The organism is Streptomyces sp. NBC_01296 (assembly GCF_035984415.1).
Taxonomy (GTDB): Bacteria; Actinomycetota; Actinomycetes; order Streptomycetales; family Streptomycetaceae; genus Streptomyces.
This window is the reverse complement of sequence record NZ_CP130720.1, coordinates 1801226-1825229: the sequence shown is the minus strand read 5'-3', so window position 1 is coordinate 1825229 and position 24004 is coordinate 1801226. Positions and strand designations below refer to the sequence as shown.

At 71.6% G+C, this 24004-nt stretch carries 23 protein-coding genes and 1 riboswitch; of the genes, 19 read left to right on the top strand and 4 right to left on the bottom strand.

What is annotated here, in order from left to right; translation table 11 throughout:
- Positions 1-4 precede the first annotated feature (4 nt).
- Both OG299_RS08555 and OG299_RS08550 read left to right on the top strand, forming a co-directional pair.
- Positions 5-976, top strand: coding sequence for a GlxA family transcriptional regulator (locus OG299_RS08555; protein ID WP_266634961.1), 972 nt, complete (start codon positions 5-7; stop codon positions 974-976).
- An 82-nt stretch (positions 977-1058) separates the two neighbouring features.
- Positions 1059-1694 (top strand): DJ-1/PfpI family protein, encoded by a 636-nt coding sequence (locus tag OG299_RS08550; protein WP_266634962.1) that lies wholly within the window; start codon positions 1059-1061, stop codon positions 1692-1694.
- Here OG299_RS08550 and OG299_RS08545 read toward each other — a convergent pair.
- On the bottom strand, positions 1672-2427 hold the full coding sequence (locus tag OG299_RS08545) for an enoyl-CoA hydratase/isomerase family protein (RefSeq protein WP_327361111.1): 756 nt from the start codon (positions 2425-2427) through the stop codon (positions 1672-1674). The genes OG299_RS08550 and OG299_RS08545 overlap by 23 nt on opposite strands.
- Positions 2428-2505: 78 nt before the next feature.
- Between OG299_RS08545 and OG299_RS08540 the strand changes: the two genes are divergently transcribed.
- Together OG299_RS08540 and OG299_RS08535 are read left to right on the top strand one after the other, a co-directional pair.
- On the top strand, positions 2506-3180 hold the full coding sequence (locus tag OG299_RS08540; RefSeq protein ID WP_327361110.1) for an HdeD family acid-resistance protein: 675 nt from the start codon (positions 2506-2508) through the stop codon (positions 3178-3180).
- Positions 3181-3310: 130 nt separating this feature from the next.
- On the top strand, positions 3311-3799 hold the full coding sequence (locus OG299_RS08535; protein WP_266635883.1) for an ATP-binding protein: 489 nt from the start codon (positions 3311-3313) through the stop codon (positions 3797-3799).
- A gap of 13 nt (positions 3800-3812) precedes the next feature.
- Here the strand turns inward: OG299_RS08535 and idi are convergent, their stop codons facing one another.
- Both idi and OG299_RS08525 read right to left on the bottom strand, forming a co-directional pair.
- Entirely contained in the window at positions 3813-4412 is a 600-nt protein-coding gene (gene idi / locus OG299_RS08530; RefSeq protein ID WP_266634965.1) for an isopentenyl-diphosphate Delta-isomerase, read from the bottom strand.
- Between the two features lie 128 nt (positions 4413-4540).
- Positions 4541-5089: a GNAT family N-acetyltransferase gene (locus OG299_RS08525; protein WP_327361109.1), complete on the bottom strand. Its 549-nt coding sequence runs from the start codon at positions 5087-5089 to the stop codon at positions 4541-4543.
- Between the two features lie 385 nt (positions 5090-5474).
- Here OG299_RS08525 and OG299_RS08520 point away from each other — a divergent pair, with 385 nt between their 5' ends.
- The 15 genes from OG299_RS08520 (at position 5475) to OG299_RS08450 (ending at position 22627) form a co-directional block, all read left to right on the top strand.
- Entirely contained in the window at positions 5475-7256 is a 1782-nt protein-coding gene (locus OG299_RS08520) for a DUF5941 domain-containing protein (RefSeq protein ID WP_266635885.1), read from the top strand.
- On the top strand, positions 7253-8005 hold the full coding sequence (locus OG299_RS08515; protein WP_266634967.1) for a phosphocholine cytidylyltransferase family protein: 753 nt from the start codon (positions 7253-7255) through the stop codon (positions 8003-8005). The genes OG299_RS08520 and OG299_RS08515 overlap by 4 nt, the downstream gene beginning before the upstream one ends.
- Positions 7993-9054 (top strand): iron-containing alcohol dehydrogenase family protein, encoded by a 1062-nt coding sequence (locus OG299_RS08510; RefSeq protein WP_327361108.1) that lies wholly within the window; start codon positions 7993-7995, stop codon positions 9052-9054. Before OG299_RS08515 ends, OG299_RS08510 begins: the two co-directional genes overlap by 13 nt.
- Positions 9032-9811: a CDP-alcohol phosphatidyltransferase family protein gene (locus OG299_RS08505; protein WP_266634971.1), complete on the top strand. Its 780-nt coding sequence runs from the start codon at positions 9032-9034 to the stop codon at positions 9809-9811. Before OG299_RS08510 ends, OG299_RS08505 begins: the two co-directional genes overlap by 23 nt.
- Positions 9812-9819: 8 nt before the next feature.
- Positions 9820-10701 (top strand): glycosyltransferase family 2 protein, encoded by an 882-nt coding sequence (locus tag OG299_RS08500; RefSeq protein ID WP_405706191.1) that lies wholly within the window; start codon positions 9820-9822, stop codon positions 10699-10701.
- Positions 10702-10815: 114 nt separating this feature from the next.
- On the top strand, positions 10816-11751 hold the full coding sequence (locus tag OG299_RS08495; protein WP_266634975.1) for an ABC transporter permease: 936 nt from the start codon (positions 10816-10818) through the stop codon (positions 11749-11751).
- Positions 11744-12526, top strand: a complete 783-nt coding sequence (locus OG299_RS08490) for an ABC transporter ATP-binding protein (RefSeq protein ID WP_266634977.1) — start codon at positions 11744-11746, stop codon at positions 12524-12526. Before OG299_RS08495 ends, OG299_RS08490 begins: the two co-directional genes overlap by 8 nt.
- A gap of 343 nt (positions 12527-12869) precedes the next feature.
- Positions 12870-13808: a squalene synthase HpnC gene (hpnC, locus tag OG299_RS08485; RefSeq protein ID WP_327364484.1), complete on the top strand. Its 939-nt coding sequence runs from the start codon at positions 12870-12872 to the stop codon at positions 13806-13808.
- Positions 13805-14776 (top strand): presqualene diphosphate synthase HpnD, encoded by a 972-nt coding sequence (gene hpnD / locus OG299_RS08480; protein WP_327361106.1) that lies wholly within the window; start codon positions 13805-13807, stop codon positions 14774-14776. Before hpnC ends, hpnD begins: the two co-directional genes overlap by 4 nt.
- Positions 14777-14882: 106 nt before the next feature.
- On the top strand, positions 14883-16262 hold the full coding sequence (hpnE, locus tag OG299_RS08475) for a hydroxysqualene dehydroxylase HpnE (RefSeq protein WP_327361105.1): 1380 nt from the start codon (positions 14883-14885) through the stop codon (positions 16260-16262).
- Between the two features lie 50 nt (positions 16263-16312).
- Positions 16313-17413, top strand: a complete 1101-nt coding sequence (locus tag OG299_RS08470; protein WP_389867322.1) for a polyprenyl synthetase family protein — start codon at positions 16313-16315, stop codon at positions 17411-17413.
- A 171-nt stretch (positions 17414-17584) separates the two neighbouring features.
- Positions 17585-19519, top strand: coding sequence for a squalene--hopene cyclase (gene shc / locus OG299_RS08465; RefSeq protein WP_405706187.1), 1935 nt, complete (start codon positions 17585-17587; stop codon positions 19517-19519).
- Positions 19519-20214 (top strand): phosphorylase family protein, encoded by a 696-nt coding sequence (locus OG299_RS08460; protein ID WP_266634987.1) that lies wholly within the window; start codon positions 19519-19521, stop codon positions 20212-20214. Before shc ends, OG299_RS08460 begins: the two co-directional genes overlap by 1 nt.
- A gap of 5 nt (positions 20215-20219) precedes the next feature.
- Positions 20220-21248, top strand: coding sequence for an adenosyl-hopene transferase HpnH (gene hpnH, locus OG299_RS08455; RefSeq protein WP_327361103.1), 1029 nt, complete (start codon positions 20220-20222; stop codon positions 21246-21248).
- Positions 21245-22627, top strand: a complete 1383-nt coding sequence (locus OG299_RS08450) for an aspartate aminotransferase family protein (protein WP_327361102.1) — start codon at positions 21245-21247, stop codon at positions 22625-22627. Before hpnH ends, OG299_RS08450 begins: the two co-directional genes overlap by 4 nt.
- Before the next feature lie 66 nt (positions 22628-22693).
- On the opposite strand, the gene OG299_RS08445 is transcribed toward OG299_RS08450, so the two are convergent.
- Positions 22694-23515, bottom strand: coding sequence for a tyrosine-protein phosphatase (locus tag OG299_RS08445; RefSeq protein ID WP_327361101.1), 822 nt, complete (start codon positions 23513-23515; stop codon positions 22694-22696).
- Positions 23516-23826: 311 nt separating this feature from the next.
- Positions 23827-24003, top strand: a riboswitch (cyclic di-AMP (ydaO/yuaA leader).
- Position 24004: the final 1 nt, after the last annotated feature.

The following is a 24004-nucleotide window of genomic DNA, read 5'->3' as shown; positions in this document are numbered from 1 at the left end:
GGTCATGTCGTTGCGAAACGTGCTCGTCGTCCTCTATGACGGCGTGCAGAGCCTGGACGTGACCGGGCCCGTGGAGGTGTTCGCCGCGGTCGCCCGCTTCCCGGGGCGGGCGGGGGACCGGTACGCGATCCGTACGGTCTCCCCGGGCGGGGCGCCCGTACGGACGAGCAGCGGGCTCACGCTGGTGCCGGACGGGGACCTGGAGGGCGCGCGGCCGGGACCGGGGACCACCGTGCTGGTGCCGGGGGGCCGGTACCGGGGGGACTTCGAGCCGCGGCTCACCGCATGGCTGCGCGCGCACGGGGAAGGCGCGGAGCGGCTGGTCTCGGTGTGCACGGGCGGGCTGCTGCTGGCCGAGGCCGGGCTGCTGGACGGGCTGCGGGCCACGACGCACTGGTCCGTGTGCGAGCGGATGGCCCGGGACTACCCGGAGGTCACGGTCGAACCGGACCCGATCTACGTACGGGACGGCCGGGTGGCCACCTCGGCCGGGGTCACGGCGGGGATCGACCTCGCGCTGGCGCTGGTGGAGGAGGACCACGGCCGGGAGATCGCGCTGGACATCGCGCGGCACCTGGTGGTGTTCCTGCGCAGGCCCGGGAACCAGGCGCAGTTCAGTGCGCAGCTGGCGGCGCAGACCGCGCAGCGGGATCCGTTGCGGGAGGTGCAGCAGTGGATCACGGAGCATCCGGGGGCGGACCTGAGCGTGGAGTCCCTGGCGGCGCGGGCCAGGCTGTCGCCGCGGCACTTCGCGCGCGCCTTCCAGGCGGAGACGGGGGTCACGCCCGGCCGCTACGTGGAGCGGGTCCGCGTGGAGCACGCGCGGCGCCTCCTGGAGGACACCGGGGACGGGGTCGCCCAGATCTCCCGCGCCTGCGGCTACGGCACCCCGGAAGCCCTGCGCCGCGCCTTCGTGAAGACCCTGGGCCAGCCCCCGGCCGAATACCGCCGCCGCTTCGGTCCCGAGCGCACGTGACCGACCCGCTCCCGCGCCCCGCACGCCGGCGGGGCCGGATGCGGCGGCGCCGTCTGTCCGCAATCGCCACTCAGGAGGAAACATGCAGATCGCAGTACTGCTCTACGACCGGTTCACCGCGCTCGACGCCATCGGGCCCTTCGACACCCTCGGGCGGCTTCCCGACGCCGAGGTCGTGTTCGTCTCGGAGCGGCCGGGGCCGGTGCGGACCGACAACGGGGCGCTCGCGCTCGTCGCCGACAAGGGGCTCGACGAGGTGACCCGGCCCGACATCGTCATCGTGCCCGGCGGGCCCCACCCCGAGCTGGAGATGGAGAACCCGGCCGTCGTCGACTGGCTGCGCGCCGTCGACGCCACCACCACCTGGACCACCTCCGTCTGCACCGGCTCGCTCCTCCTGGCCGCAGCCGGGCTGCTCAAGGGGCGGCGGGCCGCAGGCCACTGGCTCTACCTCGACCGGCTGCCCGCCTTCGGCGCCGAGCCCACCGGCGAGCGCGTCGTGTACGACGGGAAGTACGTCACCGCCGCCGGGGTGTCCTCCGGCATCGACATGGGCCTCGGCCTCCTCGGCCGCATCGCCGGGGACGAGTACGCCCAGACCGTCCAGCTCATGACCGAGTACGACCCCCAGCCGCCCTACGATGCCGGCTCGCCGGACAAGGCCCCGGCCGAGATCGTGGCGCGGCTGCGCGCGGTCAACCCGCTCGGCCCCCGGTAGTCCAGCCGAAGGACGGGGTACGGCGTTCCAGGAACGCGGCGACGCCCTCCGCGGTGTCGCCGCTTCCGGCCGCCTGCTCCGCCCAGTAACCGTCCCGGTCCGTCCGCCCGTCCGCGAACTCCTTGGCCGCGGCCTGCGTCAGCTGCGAGCGGGTGGTCAGGATGCGGGCGAAGTCCGCCACCCGCTTGTCCAGTTGCCCGGCCGGCAGCAGCTCGTTCAGGAAGCCCGCGCGCAGCGCGTGCTCCGCGTCGATCAACTCCGCGGAGAACAGCAGGTACTTGGCCACCGCAGGGCCGACCAGCGCGGCCAGCCGGCGGGTCGAGGACGCGGCGTAGACGATGCCCAGCCTCGCCGGGGTCACCCCGAACGACGCCCCCTCCTGCGCGAAGCGCAGGTCGCAGGCCGCAGCCAGCTGGCTGCCGCCGCCCACGCAGAATCCGCGGATCGCCGCGAGCGTCGGCTTCGGGAAGGCGGCCAGGGCCTCCTCCGCCGCCACGGCCAGCGCCTGCGGTTCCGCGTCCCCGGCCAGTGAGGAGATGTCGGCCCCCGCGCAGAAGGTCGCTCCGGCCCCGGTCAGGACGAGCACCCGTACGGCCGGGTCGGCCGCGAGCCCGTCCAGCAGTTCCGGCAGGGCCCGCCACATCGCCGCGGTCATGGCATTGCGCTTGGCGGGATGCGAGATGACGACCGTGGCGACCCCGTCGGAGACCGTGTGCAAGAGCGCTGCGTCCATGTGCCGGATGCTATCCCGGTCGGCCGAACCTATGATCAAGAGGAGTCCGTCCGGGGGGTGCTGAAAGGTGGCACGACCATGGGCGCAGACCGTTCCGCGGCCGGGACCGGGGCCGGCGGCGAGGTCACGGACAAGAAGCACCTCAAGCGGAGTTTCGGGCTGCTGGCCGTGCTCGGGCTGGTCCTGGTGGTCGCCGGACTGGTGGGTCTGCTCTACGCCGCCTTCGCCACCCTGACCACGATGTTCCTCTTCGGCTGGCTGCTGTTGGCCGGCGGCCTGGTGGGCCTGGTCCAGGCGTTCCAGTCCCGCAAGAGCAACCACTTCTGGCTCGCCGTCGTCGTCGCCGCGATCAACATCGCCGCAGGTTTCGTGATCCTGCGCCGGCCCGAGGCGAGCGCCGAGGCGCTGACCATGTTCGCCGCGCTGTTCTTCCTCATCGGCGGGCTGTTCCGGCTGGTCGGGGGCCTGGTGGTGCGCGGGTCGCACCTGTGGCTGAACCTGGTCCAGGGAGCCTTCGGCATCCTGCTGGGCTTCCTGATCCTCTCCAACTGGCCGGGCAACAGTCTCTACGTGATCGGAACCTTCTTCTCCCTCGCCCTCTTGTTCGACGGGCTGAGCCTGCTGGTGCTGGGCATGAGCGCCCGGCGCATTCTGGGCTTGGTCAGGGAAGACGAGGTCCCGGCCGCCACGGGCGGGGCGGGTGTCGCGGCCGAGAAGGGTCCCGCAGAAGATCAGGAACAGTCGCACAACTGACGCTGTCATACGCCAACGGTCAGAAAGCGTCCGATTGACGCTGACTTCTGGTCAGGGGTCCGGTCCGGACCAGCCCGTTCCCCACTCTGGACGCGTGGAGACGATCGAGCGTGAAGACGGGGGCCGGAAGATGGATGTCAGCGGGAGCGTCCCGCCAGCCAAGGAGGGTGAGCCGGAGGCGCCGGCCGACCCCCTCGCGTACGAAGGCGTGTGGCGGTTCACCGTGCCCGCTGTAGAAGAATCCGTTCCGCAGGCCCGCCGCGCCGTTCGCGACCTGCTCGGCCGTCAGGGCGTACCGGCCCACCGGGACCTGGTGTACTCCCTGCTGCTGATCGTCTCCGAACTGGTGACGAACTCGGTGCGGCACGCGGCCCTGCTCTCGCCGCAGGTCGCGGTCGAAGTCGCCATCGGCCGGGAGTGGGTACGGGTGGCCGTCGAGGACAACCACCCGTACCGTCCCAAGGCGCTGGAGGCGGACTTCGGCCAGACCGGCGGCCGGGGCCTGCTCCTGGTGCGCGAGATCACGCTCGAGTCCGGCGGGGTCTGCGACGTCGAGCACACCTCGACGGGCGGCAAGGTCATCTGGGCGGCCCTGCCGCTCACCGCACCCGCGCTCTGAGACGGAGTACGGGCTACCAGCCCGCGGCATCACCGGTCAGTTCCCGGATCGCGGGCCGGGCAGCATCCAGCACGGTCATGAACCAGGCGGAGAACGGCGCCTCGGCGTGCCGCTTGGCCAGCTCCTCGGCGGTGACGAACGCGGTGTCGCCGACCTCCTCCGGATCCGGCCGCAGCTGCGCCTGCGCCAGTCCCACGAACAGGTGGTTGTACTCCTGCTCCACCAGACCCGACGCGGGGTCCGGGTGGTTGTAGCGGACGGTCCCCGCCTCCGCGAGCAGCGAGGGCGACAGGCCCAGCTCCTCGTAGGTCCGCCGGGCCGCCGCCGCGAACGGAGACTCCCCGGGGTAGGGGTGGCCACAGCAGGTGTTCGACCAGACGCCGGGGGAGTGGTACTTCCCGAGGGCCCGCTGCTGGAGCAGCAGGCGGCCCTGCTCGTCGAAGAGGAACACGGAGAAGGCCCGGTGCAGCAGACCGGGCGCCTGATGGGCGGAGAGCTTCTCCGCCGTGCCGATGGTGTTGCCGGACTCATCGACCAGTTCGAGCATGATCGTTTCCTGAGTGCCGGTGCCGGGGGACGCGGTGTTCGCGGCGGTGGCTGGTGTGGTCGGCATACCCATCCTTCGCTTCGGACTTCGGCCCTCAGTCTGCCGTACAAAAGAGGCTTGTCCCCACTTCGGTGATCCACGCATGTCCGCCCCCGCCGCGTGGTAAGCGGCGGGGGGGCGGACCATGCGAGCGGTCAGATCCCGAAGGGCGCCGGGTACGCGATGGTGCCCTGCGGCACGGGCACGGAGGCGTCCAGCACCAGCGCCATCATCGCCTCGTCGGGAACCTCGATCGGCGCCCGGATCCCGAACCGCGAAGCCGGCACGAAGCCGAAGCGCGGGTAGTACGCCGGGTGCCCGAGGACCAGGACCAGCGCCTCCCCCTGCTCCCCGGCCGCCGCGAGCAGTGCCCGTACGACCGAGCTGCCGGCGCCCGAGCGCTGGTGCGCGGGATGGGCCGCGACCGGAGCGAGGGCGAGGGCCGGGACCCCGTCGACCGCGCAGCGGGTCAGCAGGGCGTGCGCCGCCACCAACCCGTCCGGGCCCTCGGCCACGAACGACAGCCCCGGCAGCCAGGAGGCGTCCGCGCGCAGCGCGTCCACGAGGTCCGCCTCCAGCGGGGTCTCGAACGCCGCCAGGTTGACGTCCCGCACGGCGGCCGCGTCGGCCGGGGTCTCGGGCCGGGTGCGCCAGGCGCTGCGGGTGTGGTCGGTGTTGTTCTTGTCACCAGTGATGTCGGTCAACGTGACCCCTTGGGGAACAGGGGGCTCCGGCCGACGCGGCGGATCGGTGTGATCAGGCCTGGCCGGACGCCCGGAAGGAAGAGGGGATGAACCGGAGTTCGCCGCGCTCGGCAGCGATCACTGCGACGGTCATCGACCCACCTCCTCCCGCTCGGCTGTTGCGAGGGTCCGACAAGACGTTTGACCTTAACATCCAGGCGGTTTGTGGTATTCGGACGCGATCGTCAATGATGATCGCGCCAGGGCCCGAGGCCCCGGGATATTCGGCTTATCGGGGAGTAAACGGGTGGTGAACCCCGGCTTCCCTTCATCCGATAGCCTCTGCCGACGTGCCGCCGCCCCCACCAGGCGGCCGTCCAGTGTTCGCTGCAAGGAGTGAGTTCGTCTGTCGACCGTCATCCTCACCGGCCTGCCGGTCCCCGGATCACCGCTCACCGACGAGCTGCGCTCCCTCGGCTTCGACGTCCGCCCGGCCGCCGGGCCTGAAGACACCGCCGCGGTGCTGGCCGGCGTACCCGCCGACCAGCGGGTCGCCGTCGTCGACAGCGCCTTCGTCGGGCACGTCCACGCACTGCGGCTCGCGCTGACCGATCCGCGCTTCGACGCCTGCGCCGTGACCGGCGCCCTCGCCGTACTGCCGGGCGCCCGCGCGGCCCTGGACCAGGCCGCGGCCCTCCCGGCGCAGGGGGACGGCCCGTACGCGGACCGGCTCGCCGCCGCCGTCGAGGCCGCCGGGGCCACCGTCCAGCGCCCCGAGCTCGGCACCCTGGTCGCCGCCGTCCCCGCCACCGGCGCGGAGCGCGCGACGGCGGAGGCCGCGGTCGCCGCCGTCGACGACGAGGCCGTACGCCTGCGCACCGCCGTGAAGTCCCGCGACGGGTTCTTCACCACCTTCTTCATCAGCCCGTACTCGCGCTACATCGCCCGCTGGTGCGCCCGCCGCGGCCTGACCCCGAACCAGGTCACCACCGCCTCCCTGATCACCGCGCTGATCGCGGCCGGCTGCGCCGCCACCGGCGAGCGCTGGGGCTACGTCGCCGCCGGCGTGCTCCTCCTCGTCTCCTTCGTCCTGGACTGCACGGACGGGCAGCTCGCCCGCTACTCGCTCCAGTACTCGACGATGGGCGCCTGGCTCGACGCCACCTTCGACCGCGCGAAGGAGTACTCCTTCTACGCGGGCCTCGCGCTCGGCGCGGCCAGGAACGGCGACGACGTGTGGGCCCTCGCACTCGGCGCGATGATCCTCATGACCTGCCGCCACGTCGTGGACTTCTCCTTCAACGAGGCCAACCACGACGCCACGGCCAATACGAGCCCCACCGCGGCCCTGTCCGACAAGCTCGACAGCGTCGGCTGGACGGTCTGGGTCCGGCGGATGATCATCCTGCCGATCGGCGAGCGCTGGGCCATGATCGCGGTGCTCACCGCGGTCACCAGCCCCCGGATCGTGTTCTACGCCCTGCTCATCGGCTGTGCCTTCGGCGCGCTCTACACCACAGCAGGCCGGGTGCTGCGCTCGCTGACGCGCAAGGCCAAGCGAACGGACCGGGCCGCCCAGGCGCTGGCCGACCTCGCCGACTCCGGCCCGGTCGCCGAGCTCGCGGGCCGGGTCGTGGGCCGGATGGCCCCCGGGGCCGGCATCGCCGCCGCCGTGATCGGCTCGGTGGCCCTGCTGTGGACGGCCTGGGCGTACGGGTTCGGTGCCCGCCAGGTGATCATCGCCGCCGTGTTCTACGCCGTACTGGCCGGAGCGGCCGTCGCCCGCCCCCTCAAGGGCGCCCTCGACTGGCTCGTCCCGCCCGTCTTCCGGGCCGCCGAATACACGACCGTGCTGGTCCTCGCTGTCAAGGCGGACGTCCCCGGGGCCCTTCCCGCGGCATTCGGACTGGTCGCGGCGGTCGCCTACCATCACTACGACACGGTCTACCGCATCCGCGGTGGCTCGGGCGCGCCCCCGCGGTGGCTGGTGTGGACGATCGGCGGTCACGACGGCCGGGTGCTGCTGACCGTGGTCCTGGCCTCCGTCCTGGCGACGCGCGCCACGGACTTCCCCGTCGCGCTCACGGCCCTGGCCGTGTTCGTGGCACTCGTGGTGCTCGTGGAGAGCATCCGCTTCTGGGTCTCCTCCGGGGCACCCGCCGTACATGACGAAGGAGAACCAGCATGATCGGCCTTGTACTCGCTGCCGGTGCCGGACGCCGCCTGCGTCCCTACACCGACACCCTGCCCAAGGCCCTCGTGCCCGTCGGCCCCGAAGGCGACGAGGAAAGCCTGACCGTGCTGGACCTCACCCTCGGCAACTTCGCCGAGGTGGGCCTCACCGAGGTCGCGATCGTCGTCGGCTACCGCAAGGAAGCCGTCTACGCGCGCCGGGAGGCCCTGGAGGCCAAGTACGGCGTCAAGATCACGCTGATCGACAACGACAAGGCCGAGGAGTGGAACAACGCCTACTCCCTGTGGTGCGCCCGTGACGTCCTGAAGCAGGGTGTGATCCTCGCCAACGGCGACACCGTCCACCCGGTCTCCGTCGAGCGGACCCTGCTCGGTGCCCGCGGCAACGGCCAGAAGATCATCCTCGCCCTGGACACGGTCAAGAGCCTGGCCGACGAGGAGATGAAGGTCGTCGTCGACGGCGCCAAGGGCGCCCGCAAGATCACCAAGCTCATGGAGCCGTCCGACGCCACCGGCGAGTACATCGGCGTCACGCTCATCGAGCCGGAGGCCGCCGAGGCCCTCGCCGAGGCGCTGAAGACCACCTTCGAGCGCGACCCCGACCTGTACTACGAGGACGGCTACCAGCAGCTCGTCAACGACGGCTTCGTCATCGACGTGGCCCCCATCGGCGACGTCAAGTGGGTCGAGATCGACAACCACGACGACCTCGCCAAGGGCCGGACGATCGCATGCCAGTACTGACGAGGCTCATCCCCTCCCCGGTCGTCGTCGACATCAGCCGCGGCGCCATGGACGACCTGGCCGGCCTCCTGGCCGACCAGCGGATCTCGGCGTCCGGCAAGCTGGCGATCGCGATCAGCGGCGGCTCCGGCCAGCTGCTGCGCGCCAAGCTGGAGCCCGTGCTGCCGCACGCCGACTGGTACCCGGTCGTCGACGGCACGATCGACTCCGCTGTGAAGCTGGCCGACGACATAAAGGGTCGCCGCTACGACGCCGTCGTCGGCCTGGGCGGCGGCAAGATCATCGACGTGGCGAAGTACGCCGCGGCGCGGGTCGGGCTGCCCATGGTGGCCGTCGCCACCAACCTGGCGCACGACGGCATCTGCTCGCCCGTGGCCACGCTGGACAACGACAACGGCCGCGGCTCCTACGGCGTGCCCACGCCGATCGCGATGGTCATCGACCTCGACGTGATCCGCGACGCCCCGGTGCGGTTCGTCCGCTCCGGCATCGGCGACGCGCTCTCGAACATCTCGGCCATCGCCGACTGGGAGCTCTCGCACCAGATCACCGGGGAGCCCGTGGACGGCCTGGCCGCCGCCATGGCCCGTACGGCCGGCGAGGCCGTCCTGCGCCACCCCGGCGGCTGCGGCGACGACACGTTCCTCACCGTGCTCGCCGAATCCCTGGTGCTCACCGGCATCGCCATGTCGATCAGCGGGGACACCCGGCCGGCGTCCGGCGCCTGCCACGAGATCAGCCACGCCTTCGACCTGCTCTACCCCGGGCGCTCCGCGCTCCACGGCGAGCAGGTCGGCCTCGGCGCCGCCTTCGCGATGTTCCTGCGCGGCGCCGAGGAGCAGTCCGGGCTGTTCGTCGAGTCGCTGCGCGGCCACGGACTGCCCGTGCTGCCCGCCGAGATCGGCTTCAGCGTGGACGAGTTCGTCGCGGCCGTCGAGTACGCCCCCCAGACCCGTCCGGGACGCTTCACGATCCTGGAGCACCTCAATCTGTCCGCAGCCGAGATCAGGGACGCTTACGCCGACTATGCCAAGACCATCCGTAGCTGAACTCCGGCCCGTCGTTCACCCGCCGGGCGTCAAGGACCGGCGCAGTGGCGAGCACTGGGGCGGTCGCCTGTACATGCGCGAGATCTCCCTGCGCATCACCCGCGTCCTGGTGAACACCAAGGTCACGCCCAACCAGCTGACCTACGTGATGACCCTCGCCGGTGTCCTGGCCGCCCCGGCCCTGCTGATCCCGGGCATCTGGGGCGCCGTCCTCGGCGTGGTGATGGTCCAGCTGTACCTGCTGCTCGACTGCGTCGACGGCGAGGTCGCCCGCTGGAAGAAGCAGTTCTCGCTCTCCGGCGTGTACCTGGACCGGGTCGGCGCCTACCTGTGTGACGCGGCGGTCCTCGTCGGCTTCGGCCTGCGCGCGTCCGACCTGTGGGGCACCGGCCGGATCGACTGGTTGTGGGCCTTCCTGGGCACCCTCGCGGCCCTCGGCGCCATCCTGATCAAGGCCGAGACCGACCTGGTCGGCGTCGCCCGGCACCAGACCGGCAAGGAGCCCGTCGCCGAGGCCGCCGCCGAGCCGCGCTCCTCCGGCATGGCGCTCGCCCGCCGGGCCGCGTCCGCGCTGAAGTTCCACCGGCTCGTCCTCGGCATCGAGGCCTCGCTGCTCATCCTGCTGCTGGCCGTCCTGGACCAGATGCGGGGCGACCTGTACTTCTCCCGCCTCGGCGTCGCCGTACTGGCCGGCATCGCCATGCTCCAGACCGTGCTGCACCTGGTGTCGATCCTGGCCTCGAGCAGGCTCAAGTGACGACGGCGATGCGGCTGGGCGCCGTGATCATCACCATGGGCAACCGGCCCGACGAGCTGAAGGCGCTCCTCGACTCGGTGGCCCGCCAGGACGGCGACCCGATCGAGGTCGTCGTCGTGGGCCAGGGCGTCCGGGTCACCGGGCTGGCGGATCTGCCGCCGGGCGTGCGCACTGTGGACCTGCCCGAGAACCTGGGCATCCCCGGCGGCCGCAACGTCGGCATCGAGGCCTTCGGCCCCGGCGGCCGCGAGGTCGACGCCCTGCTCTTCCTCGACGACGACGGGCTGCTGGAGCGCACCGACACCGCCGAGCTGTGCCGGCAGGCCTTCGCCGAGGACCCGAAGCTCGGGATCGTCAGCTTCCGGATCGCGGATCCGGAGTCCGGCGAGACCCAGCGCCGGCACGTGCCCCGGCTGCGCGCCGCGGACCCGATGCGCTCCTCCCGCGTGACCACCTTCCTGGGTGGCGCCAACGCCGTCCGTACGGAGGTGTTCGAGCAGGTCGGAGCGCTGCCGGGCGAGTTCTTCTACGCGCACGAGGAGACCGATCTGGCCTGGCGGGCACTCGACGCAGGGTGGTTGATCGACTACCGGGCGGACATGGTGCTCCTGCATCCGAAAACCGCCCCCTCCCGGCACGCGGTCTACCACCGTATGGTTGCCCGTAACCGGGTGTGGCTCGCCCGCCGCAACCTGCCTGCCCCGCTGGTCCCGGTCTACCTGGGCGTCTGGCTCCTGCTGACGCTCGTGCGCAGACCGTCGGCGCCGGCGCTCAAGGCCTGGTTCGGTGGGTTCAAGGAGGGATGGACCACTCCCTGCGGTCCCCGGCGCCCGATGAAGTGGCGCACGGTCTGGCGGCTGACCCGGCTGGGCCGACCGCCTGTCATCTGAAACGCCCGCGTCTGAGAACATGACGCGATCCCGGAACATGCATGATCACGGGCCGAGCGCCCCCAGGCCCGATGCCACCTTCTGCCGCATCTTGAAGACGGAAAGTTTCAACTTGTGAGTGACACAACCCAGGATGGCGCCCTCGCCACGAGCAAGCCGCCGTCCCAAGACGCCGGGCTGACCCCCGCGGAGCTCGCCAGGAAGTACGGCCTGTCCGTCAGCGGTGCCCGGCCGACCCTGGTCGAGTACGTGCGGCAGCTCTGGGACCGGCGCCACTTCATCATGGCGTTCTCCCGGGCCAAGCTGATGGCCCAGTACAGCGAGGCGAGGCTCGGCCAGATCTGGCAGGTGGCGACCCCGCTGCTCAACGCGCTGGTGTACTACCTGATCTTCGGCCTGATCATGAACGCGGGCAGGGGCATGGAGAAGGGGGTCTACATCCCCTTCCTGGTGACGGGCATCTTCGTCTTCACTTTCACCCAGAGCTCGCTGATGGCGGGAGTCCGGGCCATCCCCGGCAACCTCGGCCTGGTCCGCGCCCTGCACTTCCCGCGCGCCTCCCTGCCGATCTCCTTCTCGATGCAGCAGCTCCAGCAGCTGCTGTACTCGATGATCGTCGTGGTGATCGTCACGGTCGGCTTCGGCAACTACCCGAGGCTGTCGTGGCTGCTGGTCGTCCCGACCCTGGCGCTCCAGTTCGTCTTCAACACCGGCCTCGCGCTGGTCTTCGGTCGGATGGGTTCCAAGACCCCCGACCTCGCGCAGCTGATGCCGTTCATCACGCGTACGTGGATGTACGCCTCGGGCGTCATGTTCTCGATCAGCGGTGCGCTCGAGGACCGGCACGTGCCCGCGTGGGTCACGGACGTGCTCCAGTGGAACCCGGCAGCGATCTACATGGACCTGGTCCGGTTCGCGCTGATCGACGACTACGGCCGGGAGAACCTCCCGCCGCACGTCTGGGCCTTCGCCGTCGGCTGGGCCGTCGTGATCGGCCTCGGCGGTTTCGTGTACTTCTGGAAGGCTGAGGAGCGTTACGGCCGTGGCTGAGATCAACCGGGGCGACGTCCCCACCGTCATCGCCGACGACGTGCACATCGTCTACCGCGTCAACACCGGCAGCGCCGGCAAGGGCAGCGCCACCGCGGCGCTGAGCAAGATAATGCGCCGGGGCAAGGGCGATGCGCCGGGCGTCCGCCGGGTCCACGCCGTACGCGGCGTGTCCTTCACGGCGTACCGCGGTGAGGCCATCGGCGTCATCGGCTCCAACGGCTCCGGCAAGTCGACCCTGCTGCGCGCCATCGCCGGCCTGCTGCCCTGCGAGTCCGGCAAGGTCTACACCGACGGCCAGCCCTCGCTGCTGGGTGTCAACGCCGCACTGATGAACGACCTCACCGGTGAGCGCAACGTGGTCCTCGGCGGTCTCGCGATGGGAATGAGCCGGGAGCAGATCCGGGAGCGTTACGACGACATCGTCGACTTCTCGGGCATCAACGACAAGGGTGATTTCATCTCCCTTCCGATGCGCACGTACTCCTCCGGTATGGCCGCGCGCCTGCGCTTTTCCATTGCGGCGGCGAAGGACCACGACGTTCTGATGATCGACGAGGCTCTGGCGACCGGTGACCGCAAGTTCCAGGTGCGTTCCGAGGAGCGCATCCGCGAACTCCGCAAGCATGCCGGAACCGTTTTCCTGGTGAGCCACAACAACAAGTCCATCCGCGACACCTGCAGCCGCGTGCTGTGGCTGGAGAAGGGCGAACTGCTGATGGACGGGCCCACCGAGGAAGTCGTCTCGGCCTACGAGAAGGCGACCAGCGCCTGACGCGGCCCGCGCCGGCCCCCGTCGCCTCGAGCGGCGGGGGCTTCGGCATGCCCGGGACGCCCGGCGCCGACATTCGGTAGCGGAGTGAATACCCGAGAGGCTGCCGCGACGTTGTACAGCGTAAGCTGGAGCAGGCCTCAATCGCGGTCAGAGGGGACGATTCCCCGCAGGTGAACAGCCTGGGGTACCCCGGGGAAAGTCCGGCGGCGTGTCCGAAATAGGATGTATTGGGTCGGCAGTGTAGAACGGGAGATGTGACGGCAATGGCTACGGGAATTCTCCGGCCCCCAGGCATTACGGCCGTCCCCCGCGCGGGCGGCGGGCGGTGACCCCCGGGCACGGTATCCGGCCACGGCGGGACGCGGCCCCCACAGCCCCCGACGCCCACGCGCGCGCCACCCTCGGCAAGGCGCGGACGGAGAACTTCCCCGTCGCCCCGTCCTTCCTCCCGCGCGCCTGGCGCGACGGCCTGATGGCGGTGTACGGGTACGCCCGCCTGGTCGACGACATCGGCGACGGCGACCTCGCCCCCGGCGGCCACGACGCCGTACTCCTCGGCCTCGACCCCGCCGCGGCGGACGACCGGCTCGCGATGCTCGACGCCTTCGAGGCGGACCTGCGTCGTGTCTTCCGGCGTACCGGCGGCTCCGACGGCCCGCCGCGCCACCCCCTGCTGCAGGCCCTGCAGCCCGTGGTCCGCGCCCACGGCCTCACCCCCGAGCCCTTCCTCGGGCTCATCGAGGCCAACCGCCAGGACCAGCACGTCACGCGCTACGAGACGTACGGCGACCTGCTCGCGTACTGCGAGCTCTCCGCGAACCCGGTCGGCCGCCTCGTGCTGTCCCTCACCGGCACCAGCACCCCCGAGCGGATCCGCCGCTCCGACGCCGTCTGCACCGCCCTGCAGATCGTCGAACACGTACAGGACGTCGCGGAGGACCTCGGCCGGGGCCGCATCTACCTCCCGGCCGAGGACATGCGCCGCTTCCGCGTGGCCGAGGCCGACCTCAAGGCCCACAGTGCGGGAGCGTCCGTACGGTCCCTGGTCGCGTTCGAAGCCGAACGCGCCCGCGATCTCCTGAATGAAGGCACCCCGCTCGTGGGTAGCGTGCACGGCAGGCTCCGGCTGTTGCTCGCGGGCTTCGTGGGAGGAGGGCGCGCCGCCCTGCGAGCCGTCACCGCCGCCGGCTTCGACGTGCTCCCCGGCCCGCCCAAGCCCACCAGGAGCGGCCTGCTCCGCGAGGTGGCCACCGTCCTGCGCACAGCGCCGAGAAAGGGGTGAGCCCGACCGTGGAGGGTTCCGCACACACGTCCGCACCGTCCGCTCCGGTCCTGGCGGCCTACAGCTACTGCGAGGCCGTCACAGGTTCGCAGGCGCGCAACTTCGCGTACGGCATCCGGCTGCTGCCCTCCGACAAGCGGCAGGCGATGTCCGCGCTGTACGCGTTCTCCCGGCGCGTCGACGACATCGGCGACGGCACGCTGGCCCCCGAGGCGAAGCTCGCCCGGCTCGAGGAGACCCGCGCCGTCCTCGGCCGGATCCGGGCCGAGGAGATCGACGAGGACGACACCGACCCGGTCGCCGTCGCCCTCGCCCACGCGGCCCGCCGCTTCCCGATCCCGCTCGGCGGCCTCGACGAGCTCATCGACGGCGTCCTGATGGACGTCCGCGGCGAGACCTACGAGACCTGGGACGACCTCAAGGTCTACTGCCGCTGCGTGGCCGGAGCCATCGGGCGGCTCTCCCTCGGCGTGTTCGGCACGGTGAACACCGCAGGCCTCGGCGCAGCCGACGCGGCGCGCGCCGACGAGTACGCCGACACCCTCGGCCTCGCCCTCCAACTCACCAACATCCTGCGCGACGTCCGCGAGGACGCCGGCAACGGGCGCACCTACCTGCCCGCCGAGGACCTCGCCAAGTTCGGCTGCTCGGACGGGTTCGGGAGCGACCGGATGCCCGCAGGGGCCGACTTCGCCGGCCTCGTCCACCACGAAGTCCGGCGCGCCCGCGCCCTGTTCGTCGAGGGCTACCGGCTGCTGCCCATGCTCGACCGGCGCAGCGGCGCCTGCGTCGCCGCCATGGCCGGCATCTACCGGCGCCTCCTCGACCGGATCGAGCGGGAGCCCGAAGCGGTGCTCCGCGGCCGTGTCTCGCTGCCCACGCACGAGAAGGCGTACGTCGCCGTCCGCGGCCTGTCCGGCCTCGACGCACGGACCATCTCGCGCCAGAGCACGCGGAGGCGCACGTGACCCGGACCACCCGCCAGGCGCCCCGGCCGGGCGCCGACGCAACCCCCGTGCGCGCGGCCGCGTCCCTCCAGGCGGGCGCTGCAGGCCACGGCACCGGGGAGGGCTCATGAGCGGCAGCGACAACCGCGCCGTCGTCATCGGCGCAGGCCTCGCCGGAGTGACGGCCGCCCTCGAACTCGCCGACGCGGGAGTGCAGGTCACCCTGCTCGAAGGCCGTCCGCGGCTGGGCGGGCTGGCCTTCTCCTTCAAGCGCGGCGAGCTCACCGTCGACAACGGCCAGCACGTCTACCTGCGCTGCTGCACCGCCTACCGGTGGTTCCTCGACCGCATCGACGGCGCCGCCCTCGCACCGCTGCAGGACCGGCTCGACGTACCCGTACTCGACGTCGCCCACCCCGGCGGACCGCGCCTGGGCAGGCTGCGCCGCACCGCCCTGCCCGTACCCCTGCACCTGGCGAGCTCCCTGGCCCGCTACCCTCACCTCTCGCTCGCCGAGCGCGTCAGCGTCGGCCGCGCCGCCCTCGCGCTGCGCCGGCTCGACCCCGCCGACCCGGCGCTGGACGGCCTGGACTTCGCGACCTGGCTCGGGCGCTACGGCCAGAGCCCGCGCACCATCGAGGCCCTGTGGGACCTCGTCGGCATCGCCACGCTCAACGCCACCGCCGACCAGTGCTCGCTGGGCCTGGCCGCCATGGTCTTCAAAACCGGCCTGCTCTCCGAGAACGGCGCCGCCGACATCGGCTGGGCCTCGGTCCCGCTCGGCGACCTGCACGACACCCTCGCCCGCAAGCAGCTCGACGCCGCCGGCGTACGCACCGAACTGCGCACCCGCGTCACCTCCATCTCCCGTACGCAGGACGGGAACTGGCGCGTCGACACCGAGGGCGAGTCCCTCGACGCGGGCACCGTCGTCCTCGCCGTCCCACAGCGCGAGGCCCACGGACTGCTGCCGCCCGGCGCGCTCGCCGACCCGGACAAGCTCCTCGACATCGGCACCGCGCCCATCCTCAACGTCCACGTGGTCTACGACCGCAAGGTGCTCAAGCAGCCCTTCTTCGCCGCGCTCGGCTCCCCGGTCCAGTGGGTCTTCGACCGCACCGACGCCTCAGGGCTGCCCGACGGCGGCCAGTACCTGGCGCTGTCCCAGTCGGCCGCCCAGGACGACATCGACGAGCCCGTCTCGGAACTGCGCACGAAGTACCTGCCCGAGCTGGAACGGCTGCTGCCGGCCGCGCGGGGCGCCAAGGTACGGGACTTCTTCGTCACCCGGGAGCGGACGGCCACGTTCGCCCCCACCCCCGGCGTCGGCCGGCTGCGCCCCGGGGCGCGGACCGACACGCCGGGCCTCTACCTCGCCGGTGCGTGGACCGCCACCGGTTGGCCCGCGACCATGGAGGGCGCTGTCCGCAGCGGACTGAGCGCGGCGCACGCCGCACTCGCCGCACTCGGCCGCCACCGGGAGCACCCCCTGCAGGAGGCGGCATGACGACCACCAGCACGACCGCAGCAGCACGTACAGGACACAGAGGAGAGCCAGTGAACCCGGGGAACCCGGCTGTCGAGAACACGGATGCCGGCAACGGCGCAGCCGGAGGGGGCGTCGAGAAGGCGGACACGCTCGCCCTCCTGGAGCGCGGCCGCGCGCTGTCGACCCCCGTGCTCCGCGCCGCGGTCGACCGGCTCGCGGCGCCCATGGACACCGTCGCCGCGTACCACTTCGGCTGGATCGACGCCCAGGGCAACGCGGCGGACGGCGACGGCGGCAAGGCCGTCCGCCCCGCCCTCGCGCTGCTCTCCGCCGAGGCTGCGGGAGCCGCGGCCGAGGTCGGCATCCCCGGCGCGGTCGCCGTCGAGCTCGTCCACAACTTCTCGCTGCTGCACGACGACCTGATGGACGGCGACGAGCAGCGCCGCCACCGCGACACGGTGTGGAAGGTGCACGGCCCGGCGCTCGCGATCCTGGTCGGCGACGCGCTCTTCGCCCTCGCCAACGAGGTCCTGCTGGAACTCGGCACCGTCGAGGCCGGCCGCGCCGCCCGCCGGCTGACCACCGCCAGCCGCAAGCTCATCGACGGCCAGGCCCAGGACATCTCCTACGAGCACCGCGAGCGCGTCAGCGTCGAGGAGTGCCTGGAGATGGAGGGCAACAAGACCGGCGCCCTGCTCGCCTGCGCGGTCTCCATCGGCGCCGTCCTCGGCGGCGCGGACGACCGTACGGCCGACAAGCTGGAGGAGTACGGCTACCACCTCGGCCTCGCCTTCCAGGCCGTCGACGACCTCCTCGGCATCTGGGGCGACCCCGAGGCCACCGGCAAGCAGACCTGGAGCGACCTGCGCCAGCGCAAGAAGTCCCTGCCGGTCGTCGCCGCCCTCGCGGCGGGCGGACCCGCCTGCGAGGAGCTCGCGCAGCTGCTCGCCGCCGACGCCAAGAGCAACGACTTCGAGAACTTCTCCGAGGAGGAGTTCGCTGCCCGCGCCGCGCTCATCGAGGCCGCGGGCGGGCGCGAGTGGACTGCCGAGGAGGCGCGCCGCCAGCACGCGATCGCCATCCGCGCGCTGGACGACGTGGACATGCCGCAGCAGGTGCGCGAACAGCTCGTCGCCCTCGCCGACTTCGTCGTCGTGCGCAAGAGGTGATCGCCACCCGAGCAGGGATATGACGCGCGAGTCGCCGGCCGGCGCCACCTGACAGGAGCACCCGGCCGACGGCATACCCCAGCACAGCAGAGGACCACTGCCACGTAAGGGGAAGCCATGACAGCGACGACCGACGGTGCCGGTACCCCCGGCGCCGACCCGGACTTCACCATGCCGGACACGGTGCAGGGTGCGCACGAGGCCGCCGCGCGGGCCACCCGGCACCTGCTGGCGCGCCAGGACGCGGCCGGGTGGTGGAAGGGCGATCTGGAGACCAACGTCACCATGGACGCCGAGGACCTGCTGCTGCGGCAGTTCCTCGGGATCCGGGACGAGGCCACCACGCAGGCCGCCGCCCTCTTCATCCGGGGCGAGCAGCACGAGGACGGCACCTGGGCCACCTTCCACGGCGGACCGCCCGAACTCTCCGCCACCATCGAGGCGTACGTCGCCCTGCGGCTCGCCGGCGACGCCCCCGACGCCCCGCACATGGCCCGCGCCTCGGTCTGGGTCCGGGCCCACGGCGGGATCGCCGCCGCCCGCGTCTTCACCCGGATCTGGCTGGCCCTGTTCGGCTGGTGGAGCTGGGACCACCTGCCCGAACTCCCGCCCGAGCTGGTCTTCCTGCCGCCGTGGGTGCCGCTGAACATCTACGACTTCGGCTGCTGGGCCCGCCAGACCATCGTGCCGCTGACCGTGGTCTCCGCCCATCGCCCCGTGCGCCCGGCCCCGTTCGCCCTCGACGAGCTGCACACCGACGCGCGGCGCCCGTACGCCGCCAAGCGCCCGGCCCCGCTGGCCAGTTGGGAGGGCGCCTTCCAGCGGATGGACAAGGCCCTGCACCTCTACCGCCGGTTCGCCCCGCGCCGGCTGCGCAAGGCCGCGATGGACACCGCCGCCCGCTGGATCATCGAGCGCCAGGAGAACGACGGCTGCTGGGGCGGGATCCAGCCACCCGCCGTGTACTCCGTCATCGCCCTGCACCTGCTCGGGTACGACCTCGCCCACCCGGTGATGCGGGCCGGGCTGGAGTCCCTCGACCGGTTCGCGGTGTGGCGCGAGGACGGTCCCACCGGGCCCGACGGCCGGGGAGGTGCCCCCACCCGGATGATCGAGGCCTGCCAGTCCCCGGTCTGGGACACCTGCCTCGCCGCCATCGCCCTGGCCGACGCGGGCCTGCCTGCCGACCACCCGGCCCTGGTGAAGGCCGCCGACTGGATGCTCGGCGAGGAGATCGTCCGCACCGGCGACTGGGCGGTCCGCAGGCCCGGACTCGCCCCCGGCGGCTGGGCGTTCGAGTTCCACAACGACACCTACCCCGACATCGACGACACCGCCGAGGTGGTCCTCGCCCTGCGCCGGATCCGGCACCCGGAGCCGGCCAGGGTCGAAGCCGCCATCGCCCGAGGGGTCTCCTGGAACCTCGGCATGCAGTCCCGGAACGGGGCCTGGGGCGCCTTCGACGCCGACAACACCAGCCCCTTCCCGAACCGGCTGCCGTTCTGCGACTTCGGCGAGGTCATCGACCCGCCGTCGGCCGACGTCACCGCCCACGTGGTGGAGATGCTCGCTGTCGAGGGCAAGGCCGCCGACCCGCGCACCCGGCGCGGCATCACCTGGCTGCTCGCCGAACAGGAGCCCACCGGGGCCTGGTTCGGCCGCTGGGGCACCAACTACGTGTACGGGACGGGGTCGGTGGTTCCGGCCCTGACGGCCGCGGGCTTCGCCCCGGCGCATCCTGCGATCCGGCGGGCCGTGCGCTGGCTGGAATCCGTACAGAACGAGGACGGCGGATGGGGCGAGGACCAGCGCTCGTACAAGGACCCGCAGTGGGCCGGGAAGGGCGCCTCGACCGCCTCGCAGACCGCCTGGGCGCTCATGGCGCTGCTGTCGGCGGGGGAGCGGGACGGCAAGGCCGTCGAACGGGGCATCGGGTACCTGGTGGAGACCCAGCGGGGGGACGGCTCCTGGGACGAGCCGTACTTCACCGGCACCGGCTTCCCCTGGGACTTCTCCATCAACTACCACCTGTACCGGCAGGTGTTCCCGCTCACCGCGCTCGGCCGCTACCTGTACGGGGAACCCTTCGCGCCGGGGGAGGCGTGATGGCGGCCGCCCGGGCCGGCGGGCCCGCGCCGCCGCCCGCCGGGTCGCCCCCCGCCCCGCTGCTGGTCGCCTGCGCCCTGCGCATCGAGCAGGCGGCCCTGCGCAGCGGCGGCGGCCGCGGCGCCGCCCGCCCCGAACCGGGCTACGCCGTGCTGCGTACGGGCATGGGCCCGCGCGCCGCCGAGCGGGCCGTCGGCCGGGCGCTCGCCGAGCCGGGGCTGCACCGGGCCCCCGTCCTCGCCACCGGGTTCTGCGCCGGACTGGTCCCCGGCATGAGCCCCGGCGACCTCGTCGTCGCCGAGGAGACCCGGGACCCGCGGGGCGCCGTCACGTGCGACGGCACCACCCTGCTCGCCGAGGCACTGGCCCGGGCCGCTCCCGGCCGGACCGTGCACACCGGCGCACTGACCGGATCCGACCACGTCGTCCGCGGCCAGGAGCGCGCCCAGCTGCGCGCCACCGGCGCGATCGCGGTCGACATGGAGTCCGCGGCCACCCTGTGGACGGCCACCCGGGCCGCCGCAGATGGCTGGAACCGTCCGGTTGCGGCCGTCCGGGTGATCGTGGACGCTCCGGAGCATGAGCTCGTCCGTATCGGCACGTTCCGCGGTGGAATATCGGCCTTCCGCGTACTGCGTGCCGTACTGCCCGCGTTTCATGACTGGCACCGTTCTTTGCTGCTCCCCAGGAGGTGAGCCAGATGGCCATGCCACTGCGACAGACCATCAGGGTCGGGACGTATCTTCTCGAACAGAAGCTCCGCAAGCGTGAGAAGTTCCCGCTGATCGTCGAGCTGGAGCCGCTCTACGCCTGCAATCTGGCCTGCGAGGGGTGCGGGAAGATCCAGCACCCGGCGGGCGTGCTCAAGCAGCGCATGCCGGTCGCCCAGGCGGTCGGCGCCGTCCTGGAGTCGGGCGCGCCCATGGTGTCCATCGCGGGCGGCGAGCCCCTGATGCACCCGCAGATCGACGAGATCGTGCGGCAGTTGGTGGCCAAGCGGAAGTACGTGTTCCTCTGCACCAACGCGATGCTGCTGCGCAAGAAGATCGAGAAGTTCACCCCGTCCCCGTACTTCGCCTTCGCCGTGCACATCGACGGGCTGCGCGAACGGCACGACGAGTCGGTCGCCAAGGAAGGCGTCTTCGACGAGGCGGTCGCCGCCATCAAGGAGGCGAAGCGGCGCGGGTTCCGGGTCACCACCAACTCCACCTTCTTCAACACCGACACCCCCCAGACGATCATCGAGGTGCTCAACTACCTCAATGACGACCTCAAGGTCGACGAAATGATGATCTCGCCCGCCTACGCCTACGAAAAGGCCCCTGACCAGGAGCACTTCCTGGGCGTCGAACAGACCAGGGAACTCTTCAAGAAGGCCTTCGCGGGCGGAAACCGGGCGCGCTGGCGGCTCAACCACTCCCCGCTCTTCCTCGACTTCCTTGAAGGCAAGGCGGATTTCCCCTGCACCGCCTGGGCCATTCCCAATTACTCCCTCTTCGGCTGGCAGCGCCCCTGCTATCTGATGAGCGACGGCTACGTGCCGACGTACCGGGAGCTGATCGAGGAGACCGACTGGAGCAAGTACGGCCGCGGAAAGGACCCGCGCTGCGCGAATTGCATGGCGCACTGCGGCTACGAGCCCACCGCCGTCCTCGCCACCATGGGCTCCCTCAAGGAGTCCCTGCGCGCGGCCCGGGAGACGGTCTCGGGGAACCGGGAGAAGCCGTGACCGGCTTCGACCTCCGCGCCCTGCTCGACGAGCGGGGCGGGGAACGGTACGAGCTGCACACCAGGCACCTCAACCACCAGCTGCCCCGGATGCTGCACACGATCGGCTTCGACAAGGTCTACGTACGGGCCGAAGGCGCGCACTTCTGGGACGCCGACGGCAACGACTACCTGGACATGCTGGGCGGCTTCGGCGTGATGGGCCTGGGCCGCCACCACCCGGTGGTCCGCCGGGCCCTGCACGACGTCCTGGACGCACAGCTCGCCGACCTGACCCGGTTCGACTGCCAGCCGCTGCCCGGGCTGCTGGCGGAGAAACTGCTCTCGTACAGCCCGCACCTGGACCGGGTCTTCTTCGGCAACAGCGGCACCGAGGCCGTGGAGACCGCCCTGAAGTTCGCCCGGTACGCCACCGGGCGAACGAGGGTCCTCTACTGCGACCACGCCTTCCACGGGCTGACCACGGGCGCGCTCTCGGTCAACGGGGAGGGCGGGTTCCGGGACGGCTTCGCGCCGCTGCTGCCCGATACGAAGATCGCCCTCGGGGACCTGGCCGCCCTGGAGCGGGAGCTGAAGCGGGGCGACGTCGCCGCCTTCGTCGTCGAACCGGTCCAGGGCAAGGGCGTGCTCGCGGCCCCGCCCGGGTTCCTGCTCGCGGCGCAGGAGCTGCTGCACCGGCACAAGGCGCTGCTGATCGCGGACGAGGTGCAGACGGGCCTCGGCCGGACCGGTGATTTCTACGCGTACCAGCACGAGCCGGGCGTGGAGCCGGACCTGGTGTGCGTGGCCAAGGCGCTGTCGGGCGGCTATGTGCCGGTCGGCGCGACCCTGGGCAAGGACTGGATCTTCAAAAAGGTCTATTCGTCCATGGACCGGGTGCTGGTGCACTCCGCCAGCTTCGGATCCAACGCGCAGGCGATGGCGGCCGGGCTGGCGGTGCTCTCCGTCATGGAGGACGAGTCGGTGGTCGCGAACGCCCGCGCGATGGGCGACCTGCTGCGCGGGCGGCTCGCGGCGCTCGTGGACGAGTACGAGCTGCTCCACGAGGTACGGGGGCGCGGCCTGATGATCGGCATCGAGTTCGGGCGGCCGTCCTCGCTCGGGCTGCGCAGCCGGTGGACCATGCTCCAGGCGGCCCGCAAGGGGCTCTTCGCCCAGATGGTCGTGGTGCCGCTGCTGCAGAAGCACCGGATCCTGGCGCAGGTCTCCGGCGACCATCTGGAGGTCATCAAGCTCATCCCGCCGCTGATCGTGGACGAGCGGGACGTCGACCGGTTCGTCGGCGCCTTCCGCGCGGTCATGGACGAGGCACACGGCGGGGGCGCTCTGATGTGGGACTTCGGCAGGACGCTGGTGAAGCAGGCCGTCGCCGGCGGCTGACGGCCTGCTCTCTTCGATCGTCTCCCGGCGGCGGCGGCGGCGTCGTCGGCCGGGCTGTCGCTCGGGTTATCGCTCGAGCAGCTGATCCCGCAGCCGGTCGAGGGTCTCGGGCGTGAGTCCGAGGCCCTCGGCGAGGTACCGGTCCACCCCGCCCCAGTGCTCGTCGATGGTGTCGAAGGCCGCCCTCAGGTACTCGGCGCGGGCGTCGAAGAGCGGGGCGAGCAGCTCCATCACCTCGGGGGAGCGGGCCTCGGGCGCGTCGCTGCCGCGGCGCACGCGGTAGCGACGGTGCGGGGCGTTGGACTCCAGGTAGTCCGCCACGATCGCGCCGCGCTCGACGCCCAGCGCGAGCAGGGTGACGGCGATCGACAGGCCGGCCCGGTCCTTGCCGGCCGCGCAGTGCATGAGCGCCGGCACGCTGTCCTCGGCGAGGGCGTGGACGACCCGGCTGTGCTCGGCGGTGCGGTTCTCGATCATCGCGCGGTACGAGTTGGTCATCCGGGCGGCGGCCTTTCCGTCGCCGAGGAGTCCACGGAGCTGTTCGACGCCGCCGTCGCGGACCATCTTCCAGAATTCTTTGCCGGCGGCCGGATCCGACAGCGGGATGTTGACGTTCCGTACGCCGGGGAGCTCGATGTCGGGCCCCTCCAGAGCGTGGTCGGCGTGGTTGCGGAAGTCGAAGACGGTGTGCAGGCCGAGCGATGTGAGGAATTCTGCATCGGTTTCGGTGGCATGTGCCAGATGTCCGCTACGGAATAGTTTTCCTGGCTTGACCCTCCGTCCGTCGGCGGTCGGCAGGCCGCCCACATCACGGAAGTTGCGCACTCCGGCCAGCTCCGGCTCCGGCAGGGGCTCCGTCCGCGGGGGCTGGGGTATCTGCTGGGTCACGGGAACTCCTCGGCGTCGTCGTGGGATGTCCGAATTGCGCTGGTTGGGACCAACTTGCCATCACTGGAGGCGAGATCGGGCGCAGCCCCGTGAGCCAGATCATACGGTGACCGTGAGTGCCTGATCGTCGAAGCCGAAAGGCCCGGCCGGGGCGGTTGTTGGCGGCGGGGAATGGACGGAGGGTGACCGGAATTCCGTCGAAATCCGCGGCCTGTGAATCCGTCAGGAAATTCGTGGCTTGTTCCGTGCGGCGGAACTCGATTACCTTCGCGATCGATCCGGATGGACCGCCGAATCCTGCCGCCGTCCGGGAACCGCACCCGACTATTCACGCGCGCGGCAGGAGCGGGGGAACCAGGTAAGCCGCTGTGCCCGATCTTTGTATCGGTGCAGCTCGGGGTGAAGCCGTACATGTTCCGTTCATGTGCGGCCGGACATCTCCAGTCCGAACCCGACAGCTCACCTCGCAGGCGACGGAGAGGAATTCGC

Bases quoted from the DNA above. Each gene is read 5' to 3' on its own strand.
- OG299_RS08515 (WP_266634967.1), top strand. From the start codon at position 7,253: ATGATCGGCCTTGTACTCGCTGCCGGTGCCGGACGCCGCCTGCGTCCC.
- idi (WP_266634965.1), bottom strand. From the start codon at position 4,412: ATGCCGACCACACCAGCCACCGCCGCGAACACCGCGTCCCCCGGCACC.
- OG299_RS08535 (WP_266635883.1), top strand. From the start codon at position 3,311: ATGGATGTCAGCGGGAGCGTCCCGCCAGCCAAGGAGGGTGAGCCGGAG.
- hpnH (WP_327361103.1), top strand. From the start codon at position 20,220: ATGGCCATGCCACTGCGACAGACCATCAGGGTCGGGACGTATCTTCTC.
- OG299_RS08555 (WP_266634961.1), top strand. From the start codon at position 5: ATGTCGTTGCGAAACGTGCTCGTCGTCCTCTATGACGGCGTGCAGAGC.
- shc (WP_405706187.1), top strand. From the start codon at position 17,585: ATGCCGGACACGGTGCAGGGTGCGCACGAGGCCGCCGCGCGGGCCACC.
- OG299_RS08460 (WP_266634987.1), top strand. From the start codon at position 19,519: ATGGCGGCCGCCCGGGCCGGCGGGCCCGCGCCGCCGCCCGCCGGGTCG.
- OG299_RS08545 (WP_327361111.1), bottom strand. From the start codon at position 2,427: ATGGACGCAGCGCTCTTGCACACGGTCTCCGACGGGGTCGCCACGGTC.
- OG299_RS08510 (WP_327361108.1), top strand. From the start codon at position 7,993: ATGCCAGTACTGACGAGGCTCATCCCCTCCCCGGTCGTCGTCGACATC.
- OG299_RS08540 (WP_327361110.1), top strand. From the start codon at position 2,506: ATGGGCGCAGACCGTTCCGCGGCCGGGACCGGGGCCGGCGGCGAGGTC.
- OG299_RS08500 (WP_405706191.1), top strand. From the start codon at position 9,820: ATGCGGCTGGGCGCCGTGATCATCACCATGGGCAACCGGCCCGACGAG.
- OG299_RS08505 (WP_266634971.1), top strand. From the start codon at position 9,032: ATGCCAAGACCATCCGTAGCTGAACTCCGGCCCGTCGTTCACCCGCCG.
- OG299_RS08550 (WP_266634962.1), top strand. From the start codon at position 1,059: ATGCAGATCGCAGTACTGCTCTACGACCGGTTCACCGCGCTCGACGCC.
- hpnE (WP_327361105.1), top strand. From the start codon at position 14,883: ATGAGCGGCAGCGACAACCGCGCCGTCGTCATCGGCGCAGGCCTCGCC.